The organism is Actinoplanes siamensis, assembly GCF_016862395.1.
In the GTDB taxonomy this organism is placed as follows: domain Bacteria; phylum Actinomycetota; class Actinomycetes; order Mycobacteriales; family Micromonosporaceae; genus Actinoplanes; species Actinoplanes siamensis.
On record NZ_BOMW01000053.1, the window covers coordinates 21,703 to 45,696 of the forward strand.

General features: G+C 71.5%; 21 protein-coding genes and 1 tRNA gene. 12 read left to right on the forward strand and 10 right to left on the reverse strand.

Going from position 1 to position 23,994, the window contains the following annotated elements; all coding sequences use genetic code 11:
* The first annotated feature begins 1 nt into the window (after window position 1).
* Window positions 2–1,057 carry an aspartate-semialdehyde dehydrogenase gene (locus Asi03nite_RS26160; protein ID WP_203683114.1) on the forward strand — a complete coding sequence of 352 codons (1,056 nt, stop codon included), beginning with the start codon at window positions 2–4 and terminating at the stop codon, window positions 1,055–1,057.
* 208 nt (window positions 1,058–1,265) lie between these two features.
* Here Asi03nite_RS26160 and pyrE read toward each other — a convergent pair whose 3' ends face one another.
* Window positions 1,266–1,796, reverse strand: coding sequence for an orotate phosphoribosyltransferase (pyrE, locus tag Asi03nite_RS26165; RefSeq protein ID WP_203683115.1), 531 nt, complete (start codon window positions 1,794–1,796; stop codon window positions 1,266–1,268).
* A 152-nt stretch (window positions 1,797–1,948) separates the two neighbouring features.
* Between pyrE and Asi03nite_RS26170 the strand changes: the two genes are divergently transcribed.
* Window positions 1,949–2,245 carry a hypothetical protein gene (locus Asi03nite_RS26170; protein ID WP_203683116.1) on the forward strand — a complete coding sequence of 99 codons (297 nt, stop codon included), beginning with the start codon at window positions 1,949–1,951 and terminating at the stop codon, window positions 2,243–2,245.
* Between the two features lie 398 nt (window positions 2,246–2,643).
* Here the strand turns inward: Asi03nite_RS26170 and Asi03nite_RS26175 are convergent.
* Window positions 2,644–2,720 (reverse strand) — tRNA-Pro (locus Asi03nite_RS26175).
* 98 nt (window positions 2,721–2,818) lie between these two features.
* The gene (locus tag Asi03nite_RS26180; RefSeq protein ID WP_203683117.1) at window positions 2,819–3,712 is read right to left on the reverse strand and encodes a metallophosphoesterase; all 894 of its coding nucleotides are present in this window, start codon (window positions 3,710–3,712) and stop codon (window positions 2,819–2,821) included.
* Between the two features lie 24 nt (window positions 3,713–3,736).
* Between Asi03nite_RS26180 and Asi03nite_RS26185 the strand changes: the two genes are divergently transcribed.
* Complete coding sequence (locus Asi03nite_RS26185; RefSeq protein WP_203683118.1) at window positions 3,737–4,189, forward strand: GatB/YqeY domain-containing protein; 453 nt, start codon at window positions 3,737–3,739, stop codon at window positions 4,187–4,189.
* A gap of 105 nt (window positions 4,190–4,294) precedes the next feature.
* Here the strand turns inward: Asi03nite_RS26185 and Asi03nite_RS26190 are convergent, their stop codons facing one another.
* Window positions 4,295–6,676: a transglycosylase domain-containing protein gene (locus Asi03nite_RS26190; RefSeq protein WP_203683173.1), complete on the reverse strand. Its 2,382-nt coding sequence runs from the start codon at window positions 6,674–6,676 to the stop codon at window positions 4,295–4,297.
* Between the two features lie 333 nt (window positions 6,677–7,009).
* Between Asi03nite_RS26190 and Asi03nite_RS26195 the strand changes: the two genes are divergently transcribed.
* On the forward strand, window positions 7,010–7,312 hold the full coding sequence (locus Asi03nite_RS26195; protein ID WP_014695048.1) for a WhiB family transcriptional regulator: 303 nt from the start codon (window positions 7,010–7,012) through the stop codon (window positions 7,310–7,312).
* Here the strand turns inward: Asi03nite_RS26195 and bagB are convergent, their stop codons facing one another.
* The 3 genes from bagB to Asi03nite_RS26210 form a co-directional block, all read right to left on the reverse strand.
* Complete coding sequence (bagB, locus tag Asi03nite_RS26200; RefSeq protein ID WP_373872166.1) at window positions 7,313–8,449, reverse strand: ArsA family ATPase; 1,137 nt, start codon at window positions 8,447–8,449, stop codon at window positions 7,313–7,315.
* A gap of 75 nt (window positions 8,450–8,524) precedes the next feature.
* Complete coding sequence (gene bagA, locus Asi03nite_RS26205; RefSeq protein WP_203683119.1) at window positions 8,525–9,478, reverse strand: ATPase BagA; 954 nt, start codon at window positions 9,476–9,478, stop codon at window positions 8,525–8,527.
* 33 nt (window positions 9,479–9,511) lie between these two features.
* Window positions 9,512–10,432, reverse strand: coding sequence for an Rv0361 family membrane protein (locus Asi03nite_RS26210; protein WP_203683120.1), 921 nt, complete (start codon window positions 10,430–10,432; stop codon window positions 9,512–9,514).
* A gap of 116 nt (window positions 10,433–10,548) precedes the next feature.
* Here Asi03nite_RS26210 and sp36 point away from each other — a divergent pair, with 116 nt between their 5' ends.
* The 5 genes from sp36 to Asi03nite_RS26235 all read left to right on the forward strand — a co-directional run bounded on the left by sp36 (window position 10,549) and on the right by Asi03nite_RS26235 (window position 16,717).
* Entirely contained in the window at window positions 10,549–10,704 is a 156-nt protein-coding gene (sp36, locus tag Asi03nite_RS26215; RefSeq protein ID WP_203683121.1) for a Sp36 family protein, read from the forward strand.
* Window positions 10,701–11,186: a RidA family protein gene (locus Asi03nite_RS26220; protein WP_203683122.1), complete on the forward strand. Its 486-nt coding sequence runs from the start codon at window positions 10,701–10,703 to the stop codon at window positions 11,184–11,186. Before sp36 ends, Asi03nite_RS26220 begins: the two co-directional genes overlap by 4 nt.
* Before the next feature lie 95 nt (window positions 11,187–11,281).
* Entirely contained in the window at window positions 11,282–12,112 is an 831-nt protein-coding gene (locus tag Asi03nite_RS26225) for an MBL fold metallo-hydrolase (RefSeq protein ID WP_203683123.1), read from the forward strand.
* Window positions 12,109–15,711, forward strand: coding sequence for an adenylate/guanylate cyclase domain-containing protein (locus Asi03nite_RS26230; RefSeq protein WP_203683124.1), 3,603 nt, complete (start codon window positions 12,109–12,111; stop codon window positions 15,709–15,711). The genes Asi03nite_RS26225 and Asi03nite_RS26230 overlap by 4 nt, the downstream gene beginning before the upstream one ends.
* 31 nt (window positions 15,712–15,742) lie before the next feature.
* The gene (locus tag Asi03nite_RS26235; RefSeq protein WP_203683125.1) at window positions 15,743–16,717 is read left to right on the forward strand and encodes a serine/threonine-protein kinase; all 975 of its coding nucleotides are present in this window, start codon (window positions 15,743–15,745) and stop codon (window positions 16,715–16,717) included.
* 164 nt (window positions 16,718–16,881) lie between these two features.
* Here Asi03nite_RS26235 and Asi03nite_RS26240 read toward each other — a convergent pair whose 3' ends face one another.
* From Asi03nite_RS26240 to Asi03nite_RS26250, 3 genes are all read right to left on the reverse strand, one after another.
* Window positions 16,882–18,885, reverse strand: coding sequence for an ATP-binding protein (locus Asi03nite_RS26240; protein ID WP_203683126.1), 2,004 nt, complete (start codon window positions 18,883–18,885; stop codon window positions 16,882–16,884).
* 11 nt (window positions 18,886–18,896) lie between these two features.
* A complete protein-coding gene (locus tag Asi03nite_RS26245; RefSeq protein ID WP_203683127.1) occupies window positions 18,897–20,297 on the reverse strand; it encodes a carboxyl transferase domain-containing protein in 1,401 nt (466 codons plus the stop codon).
* Between the two features lie 212 nt (window positions 20,298–20,509).
* On the reverse strand, window positions 20,510–21,187 hold the full coding sequence (locus Asi03nite_RS26250) for a Crp/Fnr family transcriptional regulator (RefSeq protein WP_045744094.1): 678 nt from the start codon (window positions 21,185–21,187) through the stop codon (window positions 20,510–20,512).
* 205 nt (window positions 21,188–21,392) lie between these two features.
* Here Asi03nite_RS26250 and Asi03nite_RS26255 point away from each other — a divergent pair, with 205 nt between their 5' ends.
* The 3 genes from Asi03nite_RS26255 (at window position 21,393) to Asi03nite_RS26265 (ending at window position 23,988) form a co-directional block, all read left to right on the forward strand.
* Complete coding sequence (locus Asi03nite_RS26255; protein ID WP_203683128.1) at window positions 21,393–22,565, forward strand: CapA family protein; 1,173 nt, start codon at window positions 21,393–21,395, stop codon at window positions 22,563–22,565.
* Window positions 22,566–22,648: 83 nt separating this feature from the next.
* Window positions 22,649–23,440: an endonuclease III gene (gene nth, locus Asi03nite_RS26260; protein WP_203683175.1), complete on the forward strand. Its 792-nt coding sequence runs from the start codon at window positions 22,649–22,651 to the stop codon at window positions 23,438–23,440.
* Entirely contained in the window at window positions 23,437–23,988 is a 552-nt protein-coding gene (locus tag Asi03nite_RS26265; RefSeq protein ID WP_203683129.1) for a TlpA family protein disulfide reductase, read from the forward strand. The genes nth and Asi03nite_RS26265 overlap by 4 nt, the downstream gene beginning before the upstream one ends.
* The last annotated feature ends 6 nt before the right edge of the window (window positions 23,989–23,994 follow it).

Sequence of the window (23,994 nt, forward strand, 5' to 3'; positions counted from 1 at the left end):
GATGGCGCGGCCCACGCTCGCCGTCGTCGGAGCCACCGGTTCCGTCGGGACCGTCATGCTCGATCTGCTCTCGTCCCGGCGGGACGTCTGGGGCGAGATCCGGCTGATCGCCTCGGCCCGCTCCGCCGGCAAGTCGTTGACCTGCCGCGGCGAGTCCCTGCCGGTGCGGCCGCTGACCGCCGAGGCGTTCGACGGCGTGGACGTGGCGATGTTCGACGTGCCCGACGACGTGGCGGCGCACTGGGCACCGATAGCGGTGTCCCGGGGCGCCGTCGTGGTGGACAACTCCACGGTTTTCCGGATGGAGCCGGACGTCCCGCTGGTGGTGCCCGAGGTCAACCGCGAGGCGATCGCGTACCGGCCGCGCGGCATCGTCTCCAGCGCGAACTGCACGGTCGCCGCCATGATCATGGCGGTCGCCCCGCTGCATTTCGAGTACGGCCTGCGTGAGCTGGTCCTGGCGTCGTACCAGGCGGCCTCCGGGGTCGGTCAGATCGGCGTGGACACCCTGCACGACCAGTTGACCAAGGTGGCCGGCGACCGGCTGCTCGGCTCACGACCAGGCAACGTGCGGCAGGCGGTCGGCGACGACCTGGGCCCGTTCCCGGCGCCGCTGGCGCTCAACGTGGTGCCCTGGGCCGGGCAGCTGGCGCCGCTCGGCTGGTCCTCGGAGGAGCTGAAACTCCGCGACGAGAGCCGGAAGATCCTCGGGCTGGCGGTGCTCAAGGTCTCCTCGACCTGCGTGCGGGTGCCGGTGGTCACCGGACATTCGGTGGCGGTGCACGCGGTGTTCGCGTCCGAGGTGACCGCGGACGGGGCCCGGGAGGCGCTGCGCAACGCCCCGGGCGTGATCCTGGTGGACGACCCGGAGGCCGGGGAATTCCCGATGCCTGTCGACGCGGTCGGCACCGACCCGTCCTGGGTGGGCCGGATCCGCCGGGCCATGGACGACCCGCGGGCGCTGGACTTCTTCGTCACCGGCGACAACATGCGCAAGGGCGCCGCGCTGAACACGGTGCAGTGCGCCGAGTTGCTCGCCGCCGAACTCGGCAGATGACCGCGCCGGCTGTGCCCGGCGAGCCGTGACGGTCGCCACCCGGCCATGATCATCCGGGTTTCTCCCGCGGTGGCAGTGCGGCGATGCGGTGCGGGTCCGGTTCTTCCTCTGGTGGCGGCGCGGCGGTGCGGTGCGGGTCCGGTTCTTCCCGCGGTGGAAGTGCGGCCGATGCGGCGCGGCTGAGCGCGCCACATCGGACCGGTTCTCGTCAGGAAGCGGCGGCGTCCAGGTCGGCGCGGGTGAGCAAGGCGCGGAGGGTGATGCCCTCGTTGGCCAGGGCCTGCGCGCCACCCTCCTGGCGGTCGATCACGCAGAGCGCGTGGTCCACGTGCGCGCCCAGCTTGCGCAGCTCGCCCGTGGAGATCACCACCTGGCCGCCGGAGGTCACCACGTCCTCGACGACCAGCACGCGCCGGCCGGCCACCTCGGCGCCCTCGGCGAGGCGGGCGGTGCCGTACTTCTTCGCCTCCTTGCGGACGAACGCGGTGGGCAGCTTGGCGTGCCGGGCCAGCGCGGTGACCACCGCGATGCCGCCCATCTCCAGGCCGGCCAGCACCTCGGTGCCCTCCGGGATCAGCACGGCGAGCCGCTCGGCCAACCGGTCGAGCAGTTCGGGGTCCGCCTCGAACTGGTACTTGTCGAAGTATTCGTTGGCGATCCGGCCGGAACGCAGCGTGAATTCGCCGGTCAGGCGGCTCACGGAACGGACCTGCCGGGCGAGGTCGATGGAGTCAGTCACAAGGACCCAGCTTGTCAGGCCCGCCTCCGGCGGCGCGCGACCACCCCGGTCGTCACCCGATGGCGTGCTTGATCTCCGCAATACGGCATTCTATGTCTGTTTGGGGTAGTTTTCGCCTAATTAGCGGCTTGTGCCCGGAAGGAACATCGCTTGTGACACCCTTCGCCATTCTCTTCCTGCTAGCCTTCGCCGGATCGTCGTGCTTCGCGCTCGGCCGGGCCTTCGGGCGGGGAGAGCGTTATGAGCGCGGCTATCGGGAAGGTTTCCGTGACGGGGAGACCGGCTCCCTGGCGCGGGCCACGCGATTGATGCAGCTCGGCGAGCGGCAGACCATAGCGCCGGTGGTGGAGACGATGCTCGGGCCCTATGCGGTTCCACAGCAGATGTCGCCCCGGCCGGTCGGACCGGCGGTGGTGGGGGTGCCGGTCCGCCCCGGTTTCGCGGTCTGAGTCCACGGCGGAACCGCTCACCGTCGTCAGATGGCGGTCCCCGTGATTTGTCGCGCCGGGTGACCCCCGCCCGCGGATCAGGTCCACGATGGCTCCCGCGGCCGTTGAGAGCGTTCAATGACCTTTTCTGATCAGCCGCGACAAGCGGCGCGTGGGAAAGAAGGTCAGATAAAGGGATCCGGCCCGGCTCGCGCTGGGACGAACAGGGCGCGGGAAAGAAGATCAGGTAGAGGGATCCGGCCCGGCTCGCGCTGCGAGGAACACGGCGCGCGGGAAAGAAAGGTCCGGTAAAGGCCTCAGGTCCGGCTCGGGTTGCGCGGAACGGCGCGCGGGAGAGAACGTCCTGGAAAGGCATCAGGCCCGGCTTCCGTTTCCGGATGCCGGGCCTGACTGCAACGTGGTCGGGGTGGCGGGATTTGAACCCACGGCCTCTTCGTCCCGAACGAAGCGCGCTACCAAGCTGCGCCACACCCCGTTGCTGCGAGATAAATACTAGCGGACACCGGCGCACCCCCGAAATCCGGGACCCCCCAACCGCATTCTCGCAGTTCAGCAGGGGTCCCGGGGTGCGGATCAGCGCGGGATCAGGGTCAGGATCGAGGCTTCCGGCCGGCACGAGAAGCGGATCGGCGCTGTGGGATGCGTCCCCAGGCCGGCGGACACGTGCAGCCAGGAGTCCGACCCGGGCCACCGGTGCAGGCCCTTGGCCATCCGGGTGGGCAGGTCGCAGTTGGTGGTCAGCGCCCCGTACCCCGGCACGCAGACCTGCCCACCGTGCGTGTGTCCGGCCAGCAGCAGCTCGAAGCCGTCCGCCGCCATCGGCTCCAGAACCCGCGAGGCCGGCGTGTGGGTCACCCCGAGATGCAGGTCGGCGCCGGGGCTGATCGGCCCGGCCACCGCCGGATAGTCGTCCCGCTCGACGTGCGGGTCGTCGACGCCGACCAGCTCGATCGACCGGCCGCCGGCCTTGAGCACGGTGCGGGCGTTGTTCAGGTCGGCCCACCCGGCGTCGGTCAGCGCCACCCGCAGATCCTCCGTGGGCAGCTCCACACCCTGCACGTACTCCCGCTCCGGCAGCAGGTAGTGCAACGGGTTCTTCCACAACGGCCCGCGGTAGTCGTTGCTGCCGAACACGAACGCCCCCGGCACGTCGAGCAGCGGTTCCAGGGCGCGCAGCACACCGGGCACCCCGTACGGCGAGGAGAGGTTGTCGCCGGTGACCACCACCAGGTCCGGGTCGGTGCCGATCAGCCCGGCCACCCACTCCTGCTTGCGCCGTTGGTCCGGCATCATGTGCAGATCGGACACGTGCAGGATGCGCAGCGGCTCCGCGTCCGGATCCAGCACCGGGACGTCGAAGCGCCGGAGCGTGAACAGGTTCCGCTCGATCAGGGAGGCATAGGCGAAGGTCGCACCGCCGAGGGCGGTCAGCGCGGCGGCGGCGGAAATAAGGGAGCGCTTACGCATGACGGCAAGGGTAGTTTCTCGTGCATGGGAACGCTGAAAGACCGCCTGAACGATGACCTGCACGCCGCCATGAAGGCCCGGGACGAGCTGACCACCTCGACGCTGCGGATGGCCCTGTCCGCGGTGCGCAACGCCGAGGTGGCCGGCGACGAGGCCCGGGAGCTGGCGGACGACGAGGTGCTGGCGGTGCTGACCAGGGAGGCGAAGAAGCGCCGGGAGGCGGCCACCGCGTTCACCGGTGCGGGCCGTGCCGACCAGGCGGCGAAGGAGACGGCCGAGGGCGAGGTCCTCGACCGCTACCTGCCCAAGCAGCTCACCGACGCGGAGATCGCGGAGATCGTCGGCCAGGCGCTGGCGGCCGGCGGCTTCTCCGGCAAGGCGCAGATGGGCCCGGCCATGAAGGCGGCCCAGGCCGCGGTGGCGGGACGTGCGGAGGGCGGCCGGGTCGCCGCCGAGGTGCGCCGCCGGCTGAGCTGAGATCAGAAGACGATTGATCCGGTACGGCGGGGGTCGCGCCGCGCCGGAGAAAAAAGAAAACGGGCGGGAGATCGTGATCTCCCGCCCGTTTCCGTGCCGCTGGTGTTACCGCCCGGCGGGGGTGTTGCCCGGCTTCGGTTCCTTGTCCTTCTTGCCCTTGCTGACCTCGATGGTCACCGCACCGCCCTTGATGGTGCGCTCCTCCGAGGTGCCGGCAGCGGTGCCGGCCGGGCAGTCCGAGTCGACGGTCGGGCCGGTCACCGGCTCGAAACCGGCGCCGCTGATCTTGTCCTCGGCGGACGCCATCGAGTCACAGGTCACATCCGGCACGCTGCGCAGGTCGCCGATCGAGATCTTGTCGTTCGTCGGCGTCTTGAACTGCGTCTTGGGCTTGCCCTTCATGTAGTCCTTGAGCGTGTACTGCACCGCCGCGTTGATGATCGGGTGCGACATCTGGTCGGTGTGGTTCTGCCAGTCCGGATTCGCCATGTAACCGGCGACCACCAGCGACGTGGTGCCGACGATCAGCGAGGCGGTCTTGCTGTTGTCGGTGGTGCCGGTCTTACCGAAGACCGGGTGGCCGACGATGCCCCGGGTGTTGCCCGCGGTGTTGGCACCCTTGCAGCTGCCCAGCTGGGACGAGTCGCCGACCGGGCACCGGGCCGCGTCCAGAGCCGCCCGGGCGACGTCCTTGGTGGTGGCCTGGATGCAGTGCGGCTTGCCGACGTCGATCTTCTCGCCGTCCTTGGTGGTGATCTGCTCGATCGGGGTCGGCTCGCAGTACTTCCCGTCACCGGCCAGCGTGGCGTACGCGTTCGCCATCTCCAGCGGGGTGGAGTCCATCACGCCGAGGGTGAAGGCGCCCCAGCTGGCCGCGTTCTTGGCGTTGTCGAGGTCGGTCTGCGTGCGGAACTGGATGCCGAACCGCTTGGCCACCGCGACCACGTTATCCGCGCCGACCTTCTGCTCCAGCGGCACGAAGAAGGTGTTCACCGACTTGCCGAAACCGGTCCACATGTTGAAGACGCCGGCCTCCTTGGCGCTCGCGTTGCGCGGGCACCAGTCGTCCGAGTTGGGGCAGGACGACGGTGTGCCGTAGCCGGCCTTGTACTTCGAGTGGAACACCGCGGGCGCGTTGATCGGGTAGCTCAGCGGGATGCCCTTCTCCAGGGCGGCCACCAGGGTGAACATCTTGAACACCGAGCCGGCCTGGTAACCGGTGATGTCCCCACCGCCGGTGATCAGCGGGTTGGTGGTCTTCGGGAAGGAGCCCCGGATCTTCTTCGCCCGCTTCTTCGGGTCCGGCGAGAGCTTGTTGGTGGGGTGGGTCGGGTCGTCCAGCGCGTACTTACGGTTCGCGGCGAGCAGCCGGACCTTGCCGCTGCCCGGCTCGATGCCGGCCAGCAGCACCGCGTTGCGGCTGTCGTCCTTCTGCCGCTCGATGATCTCGGCGCGGGCCGAGGCCTGCCCCTTCAGGTCGAGCGAGGTGACCACCTTGTAGCCGCCGCTCTTGAGCCGCCGCTCCCGGTCGTACGTCGTGGCGCCGAAGGCCTCCTGGCTCATCCACCAGCGGTAGAAGTAATCGCAGAAGAAGCCCCAGCTGTTCTTGGCGACCGAGACGCAGCCGTTGCCGATCGGCTTGACCTTGGTGGGGATCTTCTCCTTCTTCGCCTTGTCGGCGTCGGCCTGGGTGATCGCGCCCATCGCCACCATGCCCGGGATGATGTAGTTGTCGCGCCGCGCCAGGATCTGGTCGTGGCCCGACTTCACCGTCGGGTTGAAGCTGGACGGGGCCTTCACCATGCCGGCGAGCATCGCGGCCTCGGCGATGTCCAGGTCCTTCGGCTTCTTGTTGAAGTAGACCTGGCTGGCCGCGTAGATGCCGTAGGCCTGATTGCCGAAGGGCGCGATGTTCAGGTAGCGCTCCAGGATCTGGTCCTTGGTGAGCTGCTTCTCCACCTGCAGCGCGTACTTCATCTCGGTGACCTTGCGCTTCGGGGTGTCCTTCGTCGCGTCGACCACCTCCTGCGGGTTGGTGGCCGAATAGGCCAGGGACATCCGCACGTACTGCATGGTGAGCGTCGAGGCACCCTGTTGCGCGCCACCCTGGTTGTTGCTCACGAACGCACGGGCCACACCCTTGAGGTCGACGCCGTTGTGTTCGTAGAACTTGCGGTCCTCGGCCGCGATGATCGCGGCCTGCATGTTCTTGGAGATGTCCTTGAGCGGGACATCGCTGCGGAACTCGTCGTAGAACTGCGAGAGCAGGGTGCGCCCGTCGGCGGCGTAGACCCGGGTGATCTGCGGGGAACTGAAGTCCTTGAGCTCACTGGGCAGACTCGCGAAACCCTGGCCGCCCGCCTTGGCGGCGAGACCGGACATCGCTGCTGCGGGGAAGGCGGCCGCGGCCACCACCACGCCGGCCAGCAGGCCACAGACAAGCAGTGATGTCGCGTTCGTGAAGATGTTGTGATCGCGTCTGCGCATCCAGGAGGTCACCCGAGGCAGGATACGCGAACAGTGCACGCGACCGCCCGCCGAGCGGGTGCCCTTCGCCCGTTATGAGTGTGAGCTGTCACCCGGGTCGTCGGTGCGATTTCCCACATCTGCACCAAAGATACCCCCGTTCGGCCCCGGTGCCTCGGCCGCTTTGCCCGGAACTACCGGGCTATACGTATTTGAGGGACAACGTTGCGTAATCACCCAACTACAGAGCATGATGGTCCGGCGAGACATCTCGCATGACGTCTGCGCGGCCTTGGGGGACATGGGCTGCCGCGACAGGCGTTCGGGGGTGAAAGCAAGGGGGGACGTTTACCAATGGGGATGATCAGCGACTGGCCCAGCATGGCGGCGTGTCAGAGTGGCGACCCTGACGCGCTGTTCGTGCAGGGCGCCGAGCAGAACGTGGCGAAAAGAATCTGCCGCAGCTGCCCGGTGCGCTACGAATGCCTCGCCGACGCCCTGGACAACCGGATCGAGTTCGGCGTCTGGGGAGGCATGACGGAACGGGAGCGACGTGCCCTGCTGCGCCGCCACCCACACGTGGCGAGCTGGCGGAAGATGTTCGAGGCCGCACTGAAGGAGAAGGGCGCCGACAAGGTGCTGGTCTCCACCCGCTGATCAGGCGAGCAAGGCGCCGATCGTCCGCAGCCCGTCGACGTCGTGCACGTCGGCGGGCTGCGCCGCGACCGCGGTCGTCGGCACCTGGGGGAACGCCTCGGTGAAGCCGGCCGCGACGCGCAGCTCCCGCTCGGTCTGCCGGAGCAGGCCGGCGTGGATGCGCAGCACGTCCGCCACGATCGGCAGCTCGCCGGCGGCGGCCAGCCGTTCCGCGGCGGCCTGGCTCTCCGCGGCCGGCAGGCCGGCCGGCTCGGTCTGGTGCATCCGGTTCAGCACCAGACCGCTGAGCGGCATCCGCTCCGCGACCAACCGCTCGGCGAAGTAGGCGGCCTCCCGGATCGCGTCCCGCTCCGGCGCCGCGACCAGCAGGAACGCGGTCTGCGGGTCCTGCAGGATCCGATACGTCTGGTCGGCGCGCTGCCGGAAGCCGCCGAACATCGAGTCCAGCGCCGCCACGAAGCCCGACAGGTCGGTCAACAGCTGCGCGCCGAGAATCTTCTGCACCGCCCGGGAGAAGATCCCGAATGACGCGGTGACCAGGCTGAACATGCTGCGCCCGCCGCGCGCGGGAGCCAGCAGCATCCGCAGCATCCGGCCGTCGAGGAACCGGGAGAGCCGGGCCGGCGCGTCCAGGAAGTCCAGCGCGGACCGCGACGGCGGGGTGTCCACCACGATCAGGTCCCACTCGTCGCCGGCCCGCAACTGGCCCAGCTTCTCCATCGCCATGTACTCCTGGGTGCCGGCGAAGGTCGAGCTCATAGCCTGGTAGAAGGGGTTCGCGAAGATCTCCGCGGCGCGCTCCGGCCTGGTGTGCTGCTCCACCACCTCGTCGAAGGTGCGCTTCATGTCCAGCATCATGGCGTGCAGCTCGCCGCCGGACTCGCCGGCCTCGATGCCCTTGACCTGCCGGGGAGTGTTGTCCAGCTCGGTCAGGCCCATTGACTGGGCCAGCCGGCGGGCCGGGTCGATGGTGAGCACCACCGTGCGGCGGCCGTGCACCTCGGCGGCGCGCAGCCCGAGGGCCGCGGCTGTGGTGGTCTTGCCGACGCCGCCGGAACCGCAGCACACCACGATCCGGATGGCGGGGTCCGCGAGCAGACCGTCGACGTCGAGCCGTGCAGCGGTCACATCAACCACTACTCCAGGGTAATGCGTCTTGATCGGACGCGCGGTGGTCAAACACTCTGAGCTGTCCTGCCGGGAGCATCCGGGTCAAACCGCCAGCAGGCGGTCGGCGAGGACATCCAGCCCGGCACGGTCGACACCGTCCGGCAGCAGCGGCAGCTCGATCATCGGCCGGCCACGCTCGGCCAGCTCGTGCCGGAGCGACTCCTCCAGCTCCCGGCGGGTCAGGTGGGCCTGCGCCTCGGCGGCCAGCCGGCTGACCGTGGCCGGGGCGGCCGGCAGACCCGCGGCGACCAGGCCGCGCTTGATCTCCGCCTTGGTCACCTTCCCGCCGGCCAGCAGCGGTGGCCGGGCGCCGTTCACGACGATCCGCCCGATCCGGATGCCCAGGCCGGTCAGCTCGTCGACGGCGTCCAGGGTCTCCTGCACCGGCATCTCCTCCAGCAGCGTAACCACGTGCACCGCGGTGATCGGCGAGCGCAGCAGCGAGGACACCCCGTCGCTCTGGGTCTTGATCGGGCCCATCTTGGCGAGCCGGGCGGTCTCCGCCGTGACGTTCAGGAAGCGGCCGATCCGGCCGGTGGGCGGGGCGTCCAGCACCACCGCGTCGTACACCCGGCGGCCGTCCGCGGAGCGCGTGGTGGCCTCCTTGACCTTGCCGGTGAGCAGCACGTCGCGCAGGCCGGGGGCGATCGTGGTGGCGAAGTCGATGGCGCCCACCTTGCGTAGCGCCCGGCCAGCCGCGCCGAGCTTGTAGAACATGTCCAGGTACTCCAGGAGGGCCTCCTCGGGATCGACCGGGAGGGCGCGCACCTCACCGCCACCGGTGGTGGTGGTGATCCGGCGCTCCGTGTAGGGCAGCGGGTCCACCCCGAACAGCTGGGCGATGCCCTGCCGGCCCTCCACCTCGACCAGCAGCGTGCGCCGGCCGCCGGCGGCCAGGCCCAGGGCCAGCGCGGCGGCGACGCTGGTCTTCCCGGTGCCGCCCTTGCCGGTCACGATGTGCAGTCGCTCCGGCCAGTTCCCGTGATGCTCGCCCATGTCGTCCACGTTACGGCGTCCGGGAAAACCGGCTCAGCCGGAGACTTCGCAGACCAGCCAGCCGCTCTTGCGCACGACGATGAACCGGAGGTCCTGGGCGGCGCTCTTCTCGTCCTCGGTGGACATCACCACCCGTACCCCGACCTCGGCCTGGCCGTCGTCGCTGCTGGTCACCGCCGGATCGTCCCAGCGGAACACGGCGCCGGGGTACCCGTCGGCGTAGTCGCGGATCTGCCGCACCCGGTCGGTGAGCTTGGTCTCGTCCCGGGACTTGCTGCACACCAGGTCCTCGGCGGCGGCGGCGTCCTGCTGGGTGTAGACCGCGATGAGGAAGCGGTTCACCGCGGTGGCCGGGTCCGGCGAACCAGGGTTGTCGGAGTCGCGGAGGAGCAGGTACGCCGAGACCGCCCCACCGCCGCAGAGCGCGACCGTGGCGACCAGCGCGAGCGAGACGAAGAGCGAGGAGCGGCGGCTGGCCGGGCCGTGCGAGCGGGGCGAAGCGTGGCCACCGGGCTGGCCGACCCAGATCGGCTCCGGCGCCTGCGCCTCGGCGGGCGGCGAGTGCTCCCAGGCCAGGTGCTCGGGCGGCGGGTACTGCCACTCGCCGGGTTTCTCGTGCCGGGCGTGCCACGGGCCCCGCGGCGGCGGCTGGTGCCAGCCCTCGACCGCCGGATGCTCCATGGTCGCCGCCAGAGCGGGCTCCCCCGGCGTCATCGGAGCGGTCTGCGCGTGCGCCGGCGCCGCCGGGGCGGGTTCCGCGTGCGCCGGCGCCGGCGCGGGCACCTCGGGGATCAGCGCCGTCGGCGCCGGGTCCTCCCCCGTCTCGGCGGGCTCGGGGAGGGCGTGCCGGCCCCGATGTGGCGGCTCCGGGAGCGGGATCGGGTCGGGCGGCGGGATCGGCGCCGGCGGCTCGGGCTCGGGCGGCGGCGGATCGGGATGGCCGGGCTGCGTCACGTCACCCTCCGCGTTGGCGTGTGTACTTTCCGTGCTCTTTCCGCCTCAGCCTAACCAACCAGCCGGAACAACGAGTCCTAAGCTGTGCCGGTACCCGACGAAGGAGTGTCCGAGCCATGCAGAAGTGGGAGTACGTGACCGTGCCCCTGCTGGTACACGCGACCAAGCAGATCCTCGACAACTGGGGCGAGGACGGCTGGGAGCTGGTCCAGGTCGTGCCGGGGCCCAACCCGGACAATTTGATCGCCTACATGAAGCGGGCGAAGTCGTGACCACGCCGATCGCCGGCGAGGGCGGCGTCGACGCCTACGCGAAGCTGGCCGAGCTGGGGCTGACCCTGCCGAGCGTGGTGCCGCCGCTGGCGTCCTACGTGCCGGCCGTCCAGTCCGGCAACTACGTCTACGTCTCCGGCCAGCTCCCGATGGTCGACGGCAAGCTGCCGCAGACCGGCAAGGTGGGCGCCGAGGTGACCGCCGAGGAGGCGACCGGACTCGCTCAGATCTGCGCGCTGAACGCGCTGGCCGCGATCGAGTCGCTGGTCGGCCTGGGCCGGCTCGTGAAGATCGTCAAGGTGACCGGTTTCGTGGCGTCGGCACCGGGCTTCACCGGCCAGCCGGCCGTGGTCAACGGCGCGTCGAACCTGTTCGGCGAGGTGCTGGGGGAGCAGGGGCGGCACGCCCGCAGCGCGGTCGGCGTGTCCGAGCTGCCGCTGGGCGCGCCGGTCGAGGTGGAGGTCATCGCCGAAGTGGCGTGATCTTGGGAGGGTTCGGTCGGGTTTGCTCACCCAAGGTGACCGGGACGGACATCGTGTCTCGGCTCACTCCGGGATCGCGACGTACGATTCTGGGCATGGGGGGTGCTGAGCCCGCGTCGGTCAGGGCCAATGGTCCGTCCGACCGGCTGCCGGGTTGGGTGTCGCTGCTGCGCGCTCCCAACCCGGGCCCGATGACTCTCGACGGCACGAACACTTGGATCCTGCGGGCGCCCGGCGCCGGGTTCGCGACTGTCGTCGACCCCGGTCCGCTGGACGAGGAACACCTGCGCCGGATCGCGGAGCAGGGTCCGTTCCAGTTCATCCTGATCACGCACGGTCATCACGACCACGTCGAGGGCGCCGGGCGGCTCTCCGAGCTGCTCGGCGGCGTCGCGGTGCTGGCCGCCGACCCGGCGCACTGCCGGCACGCCGAGCCGTTGGACCCACAGGAGCACCTCGGCGGGAACGGGCTGGAAATACAGGTCCTGGACACTCCCGGGCACACTGGCGATTCGGTGTGTTTTCTCGTCGAGCACGAGGGCGAGCGCGTGATGTTCACCGGCGACACGATCCTGGGCCGAGGCACCACGGTGGTGGCCGCGCCCGACGGCGACCTCAGTTCGTACCTGGCGAGTCTCGAGCTGCTCCGGTCGTACCGGGAAGTCCTGATGCTGCCCGGCCACGGGCCGGCCCGCAGCGACACAGCGGCCCTGGCCGAGGAATACCTCAATCATCGCCGGGAGCGCCTCGCGCAGGTCAGAGCCGCGATGGCGGCCGGCGCGCGGACCCCGGAGGCGGTGGTCGACGTGGTCTACCCGGACATCGATCCGGGGGTGCGGTTCGCGGCCGAGTGGTCGGCGGCCGCCCAGATCGAACACCTGTTGCGGGAATCAGCGGCGAGGGCCGACGGTTTGGACCGGCTGTGACCTGCCCTGTGTGTGGCACCGTCGCCGTGCCGGGTGCCCGCTTCTGCCACCACTGCGGCTCGGCGCTGCCGGCCGCCGCGACCCTGCCGGCCGCCGAGCGCCGGATCGTCACGGTGCTCTTCGGCGACCTCTCCGACTTCACCTCCTGGTCCGAGGACCTCGACCCGGAGCGGGTCGGCGCGGTCACCGACCGGGTGCTGGCCGCGCTGGCCGGCGCGGTGAAGACGTTCGGCGGGCACGTGGACAAGCTGACCGGCGACGGGATCATGGCCGTCTTCGGCGCCCCGGTGGCCCACGAGGACGACGCCGAGCGGGCCGTCCGCGCCGCGCTGAGCATGCAGCGTGCGGTGCGCCGGGTGCTCGACGACGAGCGCGGCGGCGGCGCCCCGCTCGGCCTGCGCGTCGGGCTGAACACCGGCGAGGTGGTCGCCGGCATGCAGGCCGGCATCGAGTACACGGTCATCGGCGACACCGTGAACACCGCGGCCCGGCTGGCCGACGCCGCGGCTGTCGGCGCGGTCTACGCCGGCGAGCGCACCAGCAACGGCACCCGGCACGTCGCCTCCTGGCGGCAGCTGCGGCCGCTGCGGCTCAAGGGCAAGCGCGAGCCGGTCCCCACCTACGAGCTGCTCGGCCTGCACGACGCCCCGGGCACCCGGTCCGGGCTGGGCGACGAGGCGCCGTTCGTGGGCCGCGAGGCCGAGCTGGGCCGGGTCTCCGGGCGGCTGGCCGAGGCGATCGACTCGGGCACGCCCCGGGTGCTGGTGATGACCGCGGAGGCCGGGATCGGCAAGTCCCGTTTCGCCGGCGAGGTGAAACGGCTGGCCGCCGGCTACGAGGTCGGGAGCGGGCCGTACGCCGGGCACGGCGCCCGGGTGCTGCGGGTGCGCTGCCGCGCGTTCGGCGAGCGCCGCCGCTACGCGCCCCTGGCCGACCTGGTCCGCAAGTCCGCAGGCCTGCCCAAGGACGTGGTCAGCACGGTCGGGCGCACGGTCGTCGAGGAGCGGCTGCGCAAGGTCGCCCAGCGGCTCGGGGTGACCCTGGACACCGACCGGCTGCTGGTCCTGCTGGGTTACGGCGAGGCCCCGGTCAGCCCGGCGGGCCCGGGCGCGCCCGCCGACTGGCCGCCGAGCGCCAAGCGGGTGGACGCCGAGGCCATCTCGATCGCGGTCGCCGACCTGCTGAACGCGATGGCCGCGACCACCCCGCTGATGGTGATCGTGGACGACCTGCACGACGCCACCGCCACCACGATCGACGCGCTGGGCAGCACGCTGTCCCGGCTGGAGGGCCCGGTCGTGGTGCTGCTGCTCGGCCGGCCGGAACTGGTCCGCACCGCGGGCGCGCTCACCGGGATCGCCGACGCCGAGGTGCACACCCTGCCGCCGTTGCGTGGCGCCGACGCGTCGCGGCTGCTCACGTCGTACCTCAACGGTGGGAAGCTGCCCCAGCCGGACATCGACCGGATGCTCGCCACCGCCCAGGGCAACCCGTTCTATTTGGCCGAGATGGTCACCCTGCTGATGGAGCGCGGCGCGCTGACCCCGGCGGTGGGCGCGAACGCCGCAGGCAAGTGGCAGCTCGCGGCCGGCTCGCTGGGCAGCCAGCTGCTCTCCCGCGACCTCGCGGCGGTGCTCGCGGCCCGCATCGACGCGCTGGCCGCCGAGCCGCGGGCGGTGCTGCGGGACGCGTCGGTGGCCGGGACGACGGTGCCGGCCGGGGTGCTCGAGGCCCTGCAGGAGCGGCGCGCGCCCGGCGATCATCTCGAGCTGGCCCTCGACGAGCTGTTGCAACGGCGCATGCTGCACCGCACCCGGGGCGGTTTCCAGTTCACCACGCCGCTGATGCGCGAGGCGGCGTACGCCGGCATCGGCAAGGCAGACCTCGCCGAGCGGCACGCCTATCTGGCTACCTGGGCCGCACCGGAGACGGTCGGCCGGCACGCGGACGGGGCGACCCGGCTGAACCTGACCGACAACGAGCGGGACGCCTTCGTGGCCACCCACGCCGAGGCCGCGATCGACCTGGCCGACGCGGTCCGGCTGCGGCCGGACGCCGCGGCCCGGGAGGTGGCCGGCCTGGCCGTCGCCGCGCTCGGCCGGATGGCCCGGCGCGCGCTGGCCAACATCGAGCCGGCCGCCGCCGTGGAGTACGCCGAGCGTGCCACCGTGCTGGCCGGCCGTGAGCTGCCGGTTCCCGACCAGCTGGTGCTGGCCCGGGCCCTGCTGCGGCTGGGCAAGGCCGAGGAGGCGCTGGCCAACGGCGAGAAGATCACCAAGAGCGCCGCCGACGATCCGGTCTGCCGGGCCGAGGCGCTGATCGTGGTGGGCCGCGCGCACGAGGCGCTCGGCGACAACGGTCGCGCGGTGGCCGCCTGGCAGGAGGCGCTGGAGGTGGCGACCGAGGCGCAGCTGCTGCCGGAGCGGGCCAACGCGATGCGCCGGCTCGGCATGGCCGACTTCCTGAACGGGCGGCTGAGCCAGGCGAGCAGCCGGTTCGCCGCGGCCTACCAGGTCACGCTGGCCGCCGGTGACCGGCACGGGCAGGCCTGGGCGCTGCAGAACCTGGCCTGGGTGACCACCACCCGCGGGGACTTCTCCGGCACCGACGCGGTGCTGGGCCGGGCCGCGCGGCTGTTCGCCGAGCTCGGCGACCCGGTCGGCCGGTCCTGGCTTCGCGGCACCACGGCGTTCGCCCGGCTGCTGGCCGGTCGGCTGCAGGAGGCGCGCCGGCTGGCCCGGATCTTCCTGCCCTTCGGCGACCGGGTCGGCGAGGGCTGGGCGGTCGGCACGCTGCGCGTGGTCGAGGCGTACGCGGCCGCCGAGCTGGGCGATCTGGGCGCGGCCGACAGCCAGGCCCGCCGGGCCTACCGGGAGTTCCAGGAGGTCAACGACGACTGGGGCTGCGGGCTGGCGATGGTGGTGCGGGGCGCGATCGCCCGAGGGCTGGGCGAGTTCGACCACGCGGCGGACCTGCTCGGCGACGCGCTCTGGTTCGCCGACCGGACCGGGCACCCGCTGCTGCTCGGGATGGCCGGCACGCTGCACGGGTTCGTCGCGCTGCAACTGGGCGACCTGGCCACCGCCGAGGCGGACGCGCGCCGCGTGATGACAGCGGTGGAGCCGCACAACGCTCTGGCGCCGGCCCAGGTCGGTCCGCGGGTGCTGCTCGCCGAGGCACGGATCCGGGCCGGCGACGCGGCGACCGGGATCGGGCTGCTGGCGCCCATCGCGAGCGACACGTCGTCGCAGTCGCTGCTGTTCTCGCGGCGGCACGCGCTCGCGTCGTACTCCTCGGCGCTGCTCGCCGAGGGCCGGATCAGCGAGGCGCTGACCTGGATCGATCGGGCCCGTGAGGTGCGCGCCGAGGACGTGCGCAGCGGGGTGGTGGCGGCCATGGTCCGGGCCCGGGTGCTGGCCGCGGCGGACCGGTGCGTGGAGGCGCGCGCGGCGGCCGAGGAAGCGGTCCGGCTGGCGTACTCGACCGAGCAGGCGAGCGAGCGGATCGCCGCCGAGGAACTGCGCGACACCCTCGCGGTGGCCGGGGTGGAACCCGCTCCCGCGGAAACTGTCGCCTACGCGTCGGACATGCCTGGATGATCGTCCCGTCGGCTGGCGTATTTTCTAAGCCGTGACGGAGACACCGCCTGGCGCCCTGCCCGTGCCCTATGTCCCGGGCATGTCCGGCTTGTCGGTCATGGCCCGAGGTGGTTATGCCACCGTTTACCGGGCGACCCAGGATTCCGTCGGGCGTGAAGTCGCCATCAAGATGGAAAACCGCACTCTGGACAACGCGCGGGACCAGGCGCGGTTCCTGCGCGAGGCGCGGGCCGCCGGGCGGATGTCGTCGCACCCGCACGTGGTGGACCTGTTCGACGTGGGGGTCACCGTCGATCAGCACCCGTACTTGATCATGGAGCTCTGCGACGGGTCGTACCTGGACCGGATGCGGGTCAAGCCGCTCAGCCCGGCCGAGGCGCGGGACGTCGGCGTGAAGATCGCCGACGCGCTGGTGCACACCCACGCCAACGGCGTGCTGCACCGCGACGTGAAGCCGGCCAACATCCTGTACTCGCAGTTCAACGCGGCGGTCCTGGCCGATTTCGGACTGGCCGTGCTGGGCGAGATGCGTGACTCGTCGGTGACCCTGGAGGTGCTGACCCCGGCCTACGCGCCGCCCGAGATGTTCCGCCACGAGCAGCCGTCCGGCGCGGCCGACGTGTACTCGCTCTGCGCCACGCTCTACGCGGTGATGAGCGGGCGCCCGCCGCGTTGGGAGTCCGATCGCAGTCCGAGTCTGATCACCCTGATGGACCTGTTCCTGCGGCCCATCCCGGAGCTGCCCGGCGTGCCCCGCGCCCTCACCGACATCCTGCGGCGCGGCATGCACAACGATCCGCGCGGCCGGCCGTCGGCGCAGGAGCTGCTCCAGGAGCTGAATAGCCTGCAGCTGGACCCGGGCGGGCCGCCGCCGGCGGTCTACCGCTCGACGGCGAACTACCTGCCGCCGCCGCGTCCCCGGCCGCCGTCGACGCCGACTCTCGACGAGACGCCGACGGTCAACACCGACCGCAAGGGTTTCTTCGCCAAGTGGTTCAGCCGGTGAGTCGGTCCGTCCCCCTCTCAACTGCTCCTCAGGGGTGTGTCAAGCGGAGCGAGACAGCCTGAGGAGCAACCGGCGCCGGAGGCGCGTCAGGGCCGGGAGCACCGGCCCCGCCGCGCCGCCGACTGCCCGGGACCGTGCTCACGACGTACCGGACAATCGCCTCTTCATTCCGGGTCCAGCACCGCGAGCAACTCGCCGGTGTCGACCTCGGCTCCGGGATGGACCGGAAGCGACGCGACGACCCCGGCCGACGGCGCGTGCACCGGGTGTTCCAGCTTCATCGCCTCCAGCGTGAGCAGCAGCTCCCCGGCCCGGACCCGCTGGCCCGGCACCACCAGGACCCGCCGGACGGCGCCCGGCAGCGGAGCGATCAGCGAACTCTCCGCGGCCTCCGGAGCCGGCAGCGGGAAGCGGGAGATCTCCCGCAGCGTGACCGAGCCCTCCGGACTGTCCACGTACGAGACGTCGCCGACCCGGTGCACCAGCACCGCCAGCCGGATGCCCTGGACGTCGAGCACCACCCGGTCGCGGCTCGCCGAGACCACCATGATCGGTGGGTGTTCGTCCACCGGGGCCTGCCCGAGGCCGGCCAGGTCCAGCTCCTCCGGGTCGACCGAGCGGACCCACCAGCCGGCGAGCTCGCCGTGCCGGTTCATCCGGTAGCCCACCTCGACCGGGCCGGTCGGGCCGTCGTAGACCGCTGTCTGCGAGCCGGAGGGCACGTTGCGCCAGCCGGACGGCAGCGTGCTCAGCACCGGCGCGCTCGCCCGGCGGTCGGCGGCCCCGGCCAGCGCGGACGCCAGGCAGGAGAGCCGGACCGCGTCCACCGAGGAGAGCAGGGGCGCGAACACCTCGGGATGCCGGTCCAGGAAACCGGTGTCGATGTCGCCGGCCCGGAACGAGTGGTGCCGCAGCGTGCGGACCAGCAGGTCGCGGTTGGTGACCACGCCGTGCAGCTGCGCCCGGGCCAGCGCGGACGCCAGCATCCGGGCGGCCTCCTGCCGGGACGGCGCCCAGGCGACCAGCTTGGCCAGCATCGGGTCGTGGTGCGGGCCGGTCACCGAGCCGTCCGCGACGCCGGAGTCGAGGCGCAGGCCGGGCTGGGGCAGCGGGCGGAACGAGCCCGCCACGTCGGGCACCGCGAACCGGTGCAGGGTGCCGGCGCTGGGCAGCCAGGCGTACGCCGGATCCTCCGCGCAGATACGCACCTCGATGGCGTGCCCGCGGATCGGCGGCGGGCCCGGCATCGGCAGGCTGCCCCCCTCGGCCACCAGCAGTTGCAGCCGGACCAGGTCGTACCCGGAGGTGCACTCGGTGACCGCGTGGTCGGTCTGCAGCGTCGGCGTGAGCTCCAGGAACCAGAAGTCGCCGTCGGAGTCGAGCAGGAACTCGACAGCGCCGGCGCCGACGAAGCCGAGCGCCCGGACCGCGACGATGGCCGCCCGGCACAGGTCCTCGCGCAGGGCCACGTCGACGGCCGGCGACGGGGTCTCCTCGACGATCTTCTGGTAGCGCCGCTGCACCGAGCACTCACGCTCGCCGAACGGCACCACCGCGCCCATCGCGTCGGCCAGGATCGGCACCTCGATGTGCCGGACGTTCGGCACGTACGGCTCGCAGAAGACGTCGCCGTCCACCTCGCGCCGGGCCGACGCCACCGCCTCGGCCAGCGTCGCGGCGTCCCGGACCACCCGCATGCCGGTGCCGCCGACGCCGGCGTCCGGTTTGATCAGCACCGGGAATCCGGGCACCGTGGCCGGGTCGGTGAAGGTCGGCAGCACCGGCACCTTCGCCTCGGCCACCAGCTTCTTCGTCTCGGTCTTGCGGTGCAGGGTGCGCAGCGTCGCGGCGGGCGGCCCGACCCAGATCATCCCGGCGTCGGTGACCGCGGCGGCGAAGTCCGGGTCCTCGGCGAGCACCCCGTTGCCCGGGTGCACCGCGTTGGCGCCGGACCGCTTGGCGGCCGCGATCAGCGCGTGCTGCTCCAGATACGTCGTGGCCGGGGTGCTGCCCTCCAGGTGGACGGCGTAGTCCGCCTCGTTGACGTGCGGGGCGTCGGTGTCGACGTCCGAGTAGACGGCGACGGTCTCGATGCCGACCAGACGGCAGGTGGCGAACACCCGGCGGGCGATCTCACCACGGTCGGCCACCAAGAGTCGTCGGATCACGGGTCTACCTTTCAAGGTCGGAACACGCCGACGTGCTCGGCACCAGCCACGGCGGCGCTGTGCACTGCGGAGAGGCAGAGGCCGAGCACCGTACGGGTGTCGCGGGGGTCGATGACGCCGTCGTCGGCCGCGGCGGGCTCCGCCGGGGGACGCGGCCAGCTGAACTGGAAGCGGGGCTGGTCGGCGTGGGCCGGTGTGCCACCGGACTCCGGGCCGATGGTGAGGACCAGGTGCGGGACGGTGGACTTGGCCACCGCGTGGACCAGGGGGGCGTCGTGCCGTACGTCGTCGTCGCTCTTCGTCTCGTTCCGGGGTCGGGTCTCGGTGTGGTGTCTGGTCTCGCTGTGGTGCTTCAGGAAGATCACCGGGGTGGTTGTCGCGTTGGCCAGCTGCAGGAAGTGCACGGCCTTGCGGGACTCGGCCGGGGACAGCCAGATGCCCGGACTGGCCAGCACCCCGACCGGATAGCCGTGCAGCTCGCCCCAGCCGGCCACCAGCACGCTGCCCTGGCCCGGCTTGAACTCGTCGAAGTCGGAGTCGTCCAGGATCCGAGCCAGCACCTCGCGCGGGTCGAAGCGGGCCGGCTCCATGGCGGCCAGGGTGAGCAGCGCCTCGGTGTCGTAACGCGGCTCCCGCGGGCTGGTGGTGCGCGGCGGCGGGCCCTGTTTGCGCCAGTTGAGGCGGCGCACGCACTGGCGGGCCAGGCGCAGGCCGTCCCGTTCGTCCTCGGCCAGCTGGTCGGCGGGGCCGGGCGGCCCGGCCGGCACCACCGGGGTGGCGCGCACCTCGACGCCGGTGCGCTGCGGGTGGATGGTGAGCACTTTGGCATGACCGCGTACCACGATCGTGTAGTCCGAGAGCGCCGGCAGGTAGGCCGCGTCCCCGCTGGTGGCGCCGAAGACCACGCAGACGGTCGGCACCCGGTGCGAGGTGAGCCGGCTCAGCTCGCGGGCGATGCTCCCGGCCGGGGCGGCCTCACCGGCCGATTCGACCAGGTTGACCAGCGGCAACCGGTTCTCCGAGGCGATCCGGGCGGCCCGGCGGATCTTCTCGGCGGTGTACGGGTTGACCGCGCCCCCGTTCACTGTCGGGTCGTTGGCGATCACCACACACTCGACGCCCTCGACCGCGCCGATGCCGGTGACCACGCTGGCGCCGACCGGGAACTCGGAGCGCCAGGCGGCCACCGCGGACAGCTCCAGGAACGGGCTGTCCTGGTCGAGCAGCATCTCGATGCGCTCCCGGGGCAGCAGCTTGCCGCGCGCGTGATGCCGGGTCACCCACTTCTCGCCGCCGCCGGCGCGGGCCTCGTCGAGGGCGCTCTCCAGGGCGGCCAGCCACTGCAGGGTGATACCGCGACCCTCCAGGTATGCGGGGTCGCGCGGGTCCAGCGAGGTGCCGAGCAGGGTCACGACGACACCCCGTCACCCGCTACGCGCCTACCTGCGTCCAATGCCGCGCCCTTCCCTGTCACACCGGTGCCTCTCGGCCACCTCCGTAACGAGTGGCCGTGCGGGCGCGACACGGATCAGGGCTTCGGGGCCCGGTCACCGGGAAGAGTGGATCAAGCACGTTTGAGGGGCTGCCCTGCTGGACAGCCCCTATGACGTGATGCCGTGGAAGATCAGACGCGAGCGCGCCGGGCGAGCCGCTCGGGATCGAGGATGATGACGCTCTTGCCGTCCAGCCGCAGCCATGCGCGGGAGGCGAAGTCGGCGAGCGCCTTGTTCACCGTCTCGCGGGACGCGCCGACCAGCTGAGCCAGCTCCTCCTGGGTGAGGTCGTGCGTGACGCGCAGCACACCACCGTCCCGGGTGCCGAAGCGGCCGGCCATCTGCAGCAGGTTCTTCGCGACCCGGCCGGGCACGTCCGTGAAGATCAGGTCGGCCAGCGCGTCGTTCGTCCGGCGCAGCCTGCGGGCCAGCACCCGGAGCAGCTGCTCGGCGATCTCCGGCCGGTTGTTCAGCCACGGGCGCAACGACGACTTCTTCAGCCGGGCCAGCCGGGTGTCGGTCACCGCGGTCGCGGTCGCCGTCCGCGGGCCGGGGTCGAAGAGGGAGAGCTCGCCCAGCATGTCGGACGGACCCATGATGGAGACGAGGTTCTGCCGTCCGTCCGCCGCGCGGCGGCCGAGCTTGATCTTCCCGGAGAGAACGATATACAGGCTGTCGCCGGCCTCGCCCTCGTTGAAGACCACGTCGCCCTTACGGACTTCGATCGTGTCCATCTCCTTGGCGAGCGCCTCGGCGGCTTCCGGGTCAACGCCCTGGAAGATTCCGCTGCGCGCCAGTACCTCATCCATCGCCGCACCTCCGAAACGCGCAACGTCTGCGCTCGATCAGTCTAGGCGCACGCGGGCGGGAAACGGGCGGCCACCCCTTGATCCAGATACTGGACGGTAACCACATCTGCCGGGACCGGCGGTGACAATTCGACGGTACGGGCATATCGGGACGGCACTTTCGTCTGTCGCTCCCGCATGCCAGCCGAAGGTATCGTCCCGGTCGATGAATTCGCACCCCCGGTCCCATCGCAAAAGTAGTTTTGGGCGTTCTGCCTTGATTGTCATGCTTGTCCTTGCCGCGGTAACCGGCGCGGCAGTCGGTGGGATCGCCGTGGTCGAACGCGGCGGCGGTGCGAGCTGGCATTCGTCGTCGTCCACGCCGACGCCCGGAAGGTCTGCGGCGGTCCGCGAGGAGTCCACGGCTGCCGAGTCGCTCACCCTCTCCGCCACCGGCGACATCATGATGTCCAGCGCGCCGAACGGGCTGCCCCCGAAGAACGGCGCCGGATTCTTCGACTCGGTCCGCGAGGGCCTCGCGTCCGATCTGGTGATGGGCAATCTGGAACAGCCGCTCACCGACGACACCGGCGCCTCCAAGTGCGGTTCGCCGGCTCGGCCGAACTGCTTCGCGTTCCGTTCCCCGCCGTCCTACGCCGGGCACCTCAAGGACGGCGGATTCCAGCTCCTGAACACGGCGAACAATCACGCCAACGACTTCGGCGCGGCCGGCTACCGCAACACCGTCGAGGCCCTGGAGGGCGCCGGGTTGCAATACACCGGCGCGCGGGACCAGATCACCACGATGGAGATCAAGGGCGTCAAGGTCGCGGTGATCGGATTCTCGCCGTACGCCGGGGCCAACAACCTCAACGACCTCGCGCAGGCCCGCGACATCGTGCAACGGGCCAAGTCCGAGGCCGACCTGGTGGTGGTGCAGGCGCACATGGGCGCCGAGGGTGTCGAGAAGAACCACGTGCGGCCGGGCAGCGAGAACTTCTTCGGGGAGAACCGCGGCGACCCCGTCAAGTTCAGCCACACGGTCATCGACGCGGGCGCCGACCTGGTCATCGGGCACGGGCCGCACGTGCTGCGCGGGATGGAGTTCTACCAGGGCAAGCTGATCGCCTACAGCCTCGGCAACTTCGCCGGCGGCGGGCGCACGCTCTCCAAGACCGGGATCCTGAAGTACGCCGGGATCCTGCGCGTGACCCTGCGCAAGGACGGGTCGTACGCGGGTGGTCAGTTCCTCTCCACCTACCTCGACGGCGACGGTCTGCCCACCCGGGACACCGCCGACGAGCGTGGCCGGGATCTGGTCAACACCCTGACCGAGGCGGACTTCGGAAGCACCGGGGCGTCGATCGGGGCGGACGGGGCGATCAAGCCGTCGGCGTGACCGGCGGTGCGGCGTACTCTTTACCGGTGACTCGTCCCCGCACCGCGCCCACCGACCCCGGGCCAGCCGTGCTGGAGCGGTCGATGAAGCGCTTCGCGGGGGAGACGCCGATCGGGCGCAAGCGCCGGGCCCGCAAGATGGCCCGGCTGCTCGCCGACACGCATCCGGACGCGCACTGCGAGCTCGACTTCACCACGCCGCTGGAGCTGGCCGTGGCGACCATCCTCTCGGCACAGACCACAGACGTCCGGGTGAACCAGGTGACTCCGGTGCTCTTCCGGAAATACCGGTCCGCCGCCGACTACGCCTCCGCCGACCGGGCCGAGATGGAGGCGGTCCTGCGCCCGACCGGGTTCTTCCGGGCCAAGACGAACTCGCTGATCAGCCTCGGACAGGAGCTTCTCGCGTCGCACGGTGGTGAGCTGCCCGGCAAACTGGACGAGCTGGTCAAGCTGCCGGGCATCGGGCGCAAGACCGCCAACGTGATCCTCGGCAACGCGTTCGGCGTTCCCGGGATCACCGTGGACACCCACTTCCGGCGCCTCACCAACCGGTTCGGGTGGGTCCGGGAGGACGACCCCGTCAAGATCGAGTCCCTGGTCGCCGACCTGATCGAGAAGCGCGACTGGACCATGCTGTCGCACCGGGTGATCTTCCACGGCCGGCGGGTCTGCCACGCCCGGAAGCCGGCCTGCGGCGCCTGCACGCTGGCGGCGGCCTGCCCGTCCTTCGGGACCGGCCCCACCGAGGCGGCGCCCGCGGCCAAACTCCTGAAAGGGCCACGCGCCCGGGAACTGGCCGTCGCCGCCGGGGTCGATCCGGAGCTGGTGCCGGCCGCCGCCGTGCTCGCGTCGCCCGATGCGGACGAGTCGTGAGGGCGTTCCCGCCGGTCCTGGCGGCCGTGCTGCTGCTCGCCGGGTGCACCTCCACGGAGTCGCCCGCCGAGCAGGTGTCCTCGCCGTTCGTGGCCTGTGCCGCGGCCGCGGGCGCCGCCTCCCCGCCCGCCGCCGGCCTCCCGGACATCTCGGTGGACTGCTTCGCCGGTGGCGATGCGGTGAGCCTGCGTGGCCTGCACGGCCCAGCCGTGATCAATATCTGGGCGACGTTCTGCGGACCCTGCCGGGAGGAGCTCCCGCTCATCCAGCGACTCGCGGACGCCACCGCCGGCAAGCTCACCGTGCTCGGGCTGAACACCGGCGACACGCGGTCGGCGGCGGCCTCCTTCGGGACCGACCACGGTGTCAGCATGCCGACTCTGTTCGACCCGGACCGGAAGGCGATCACGGCGCTCGGCGTGGTCAACCTGCCCAGCACGATCTTCGTCGACGCGCGGGGACAGGTCTACACCCACCGCGACACGATGGACGCGGCCGAGCTGACCGAGCTGGTACGCCAGCACGCCGGGCTGTCGGTGACGCTGTGACAGGGC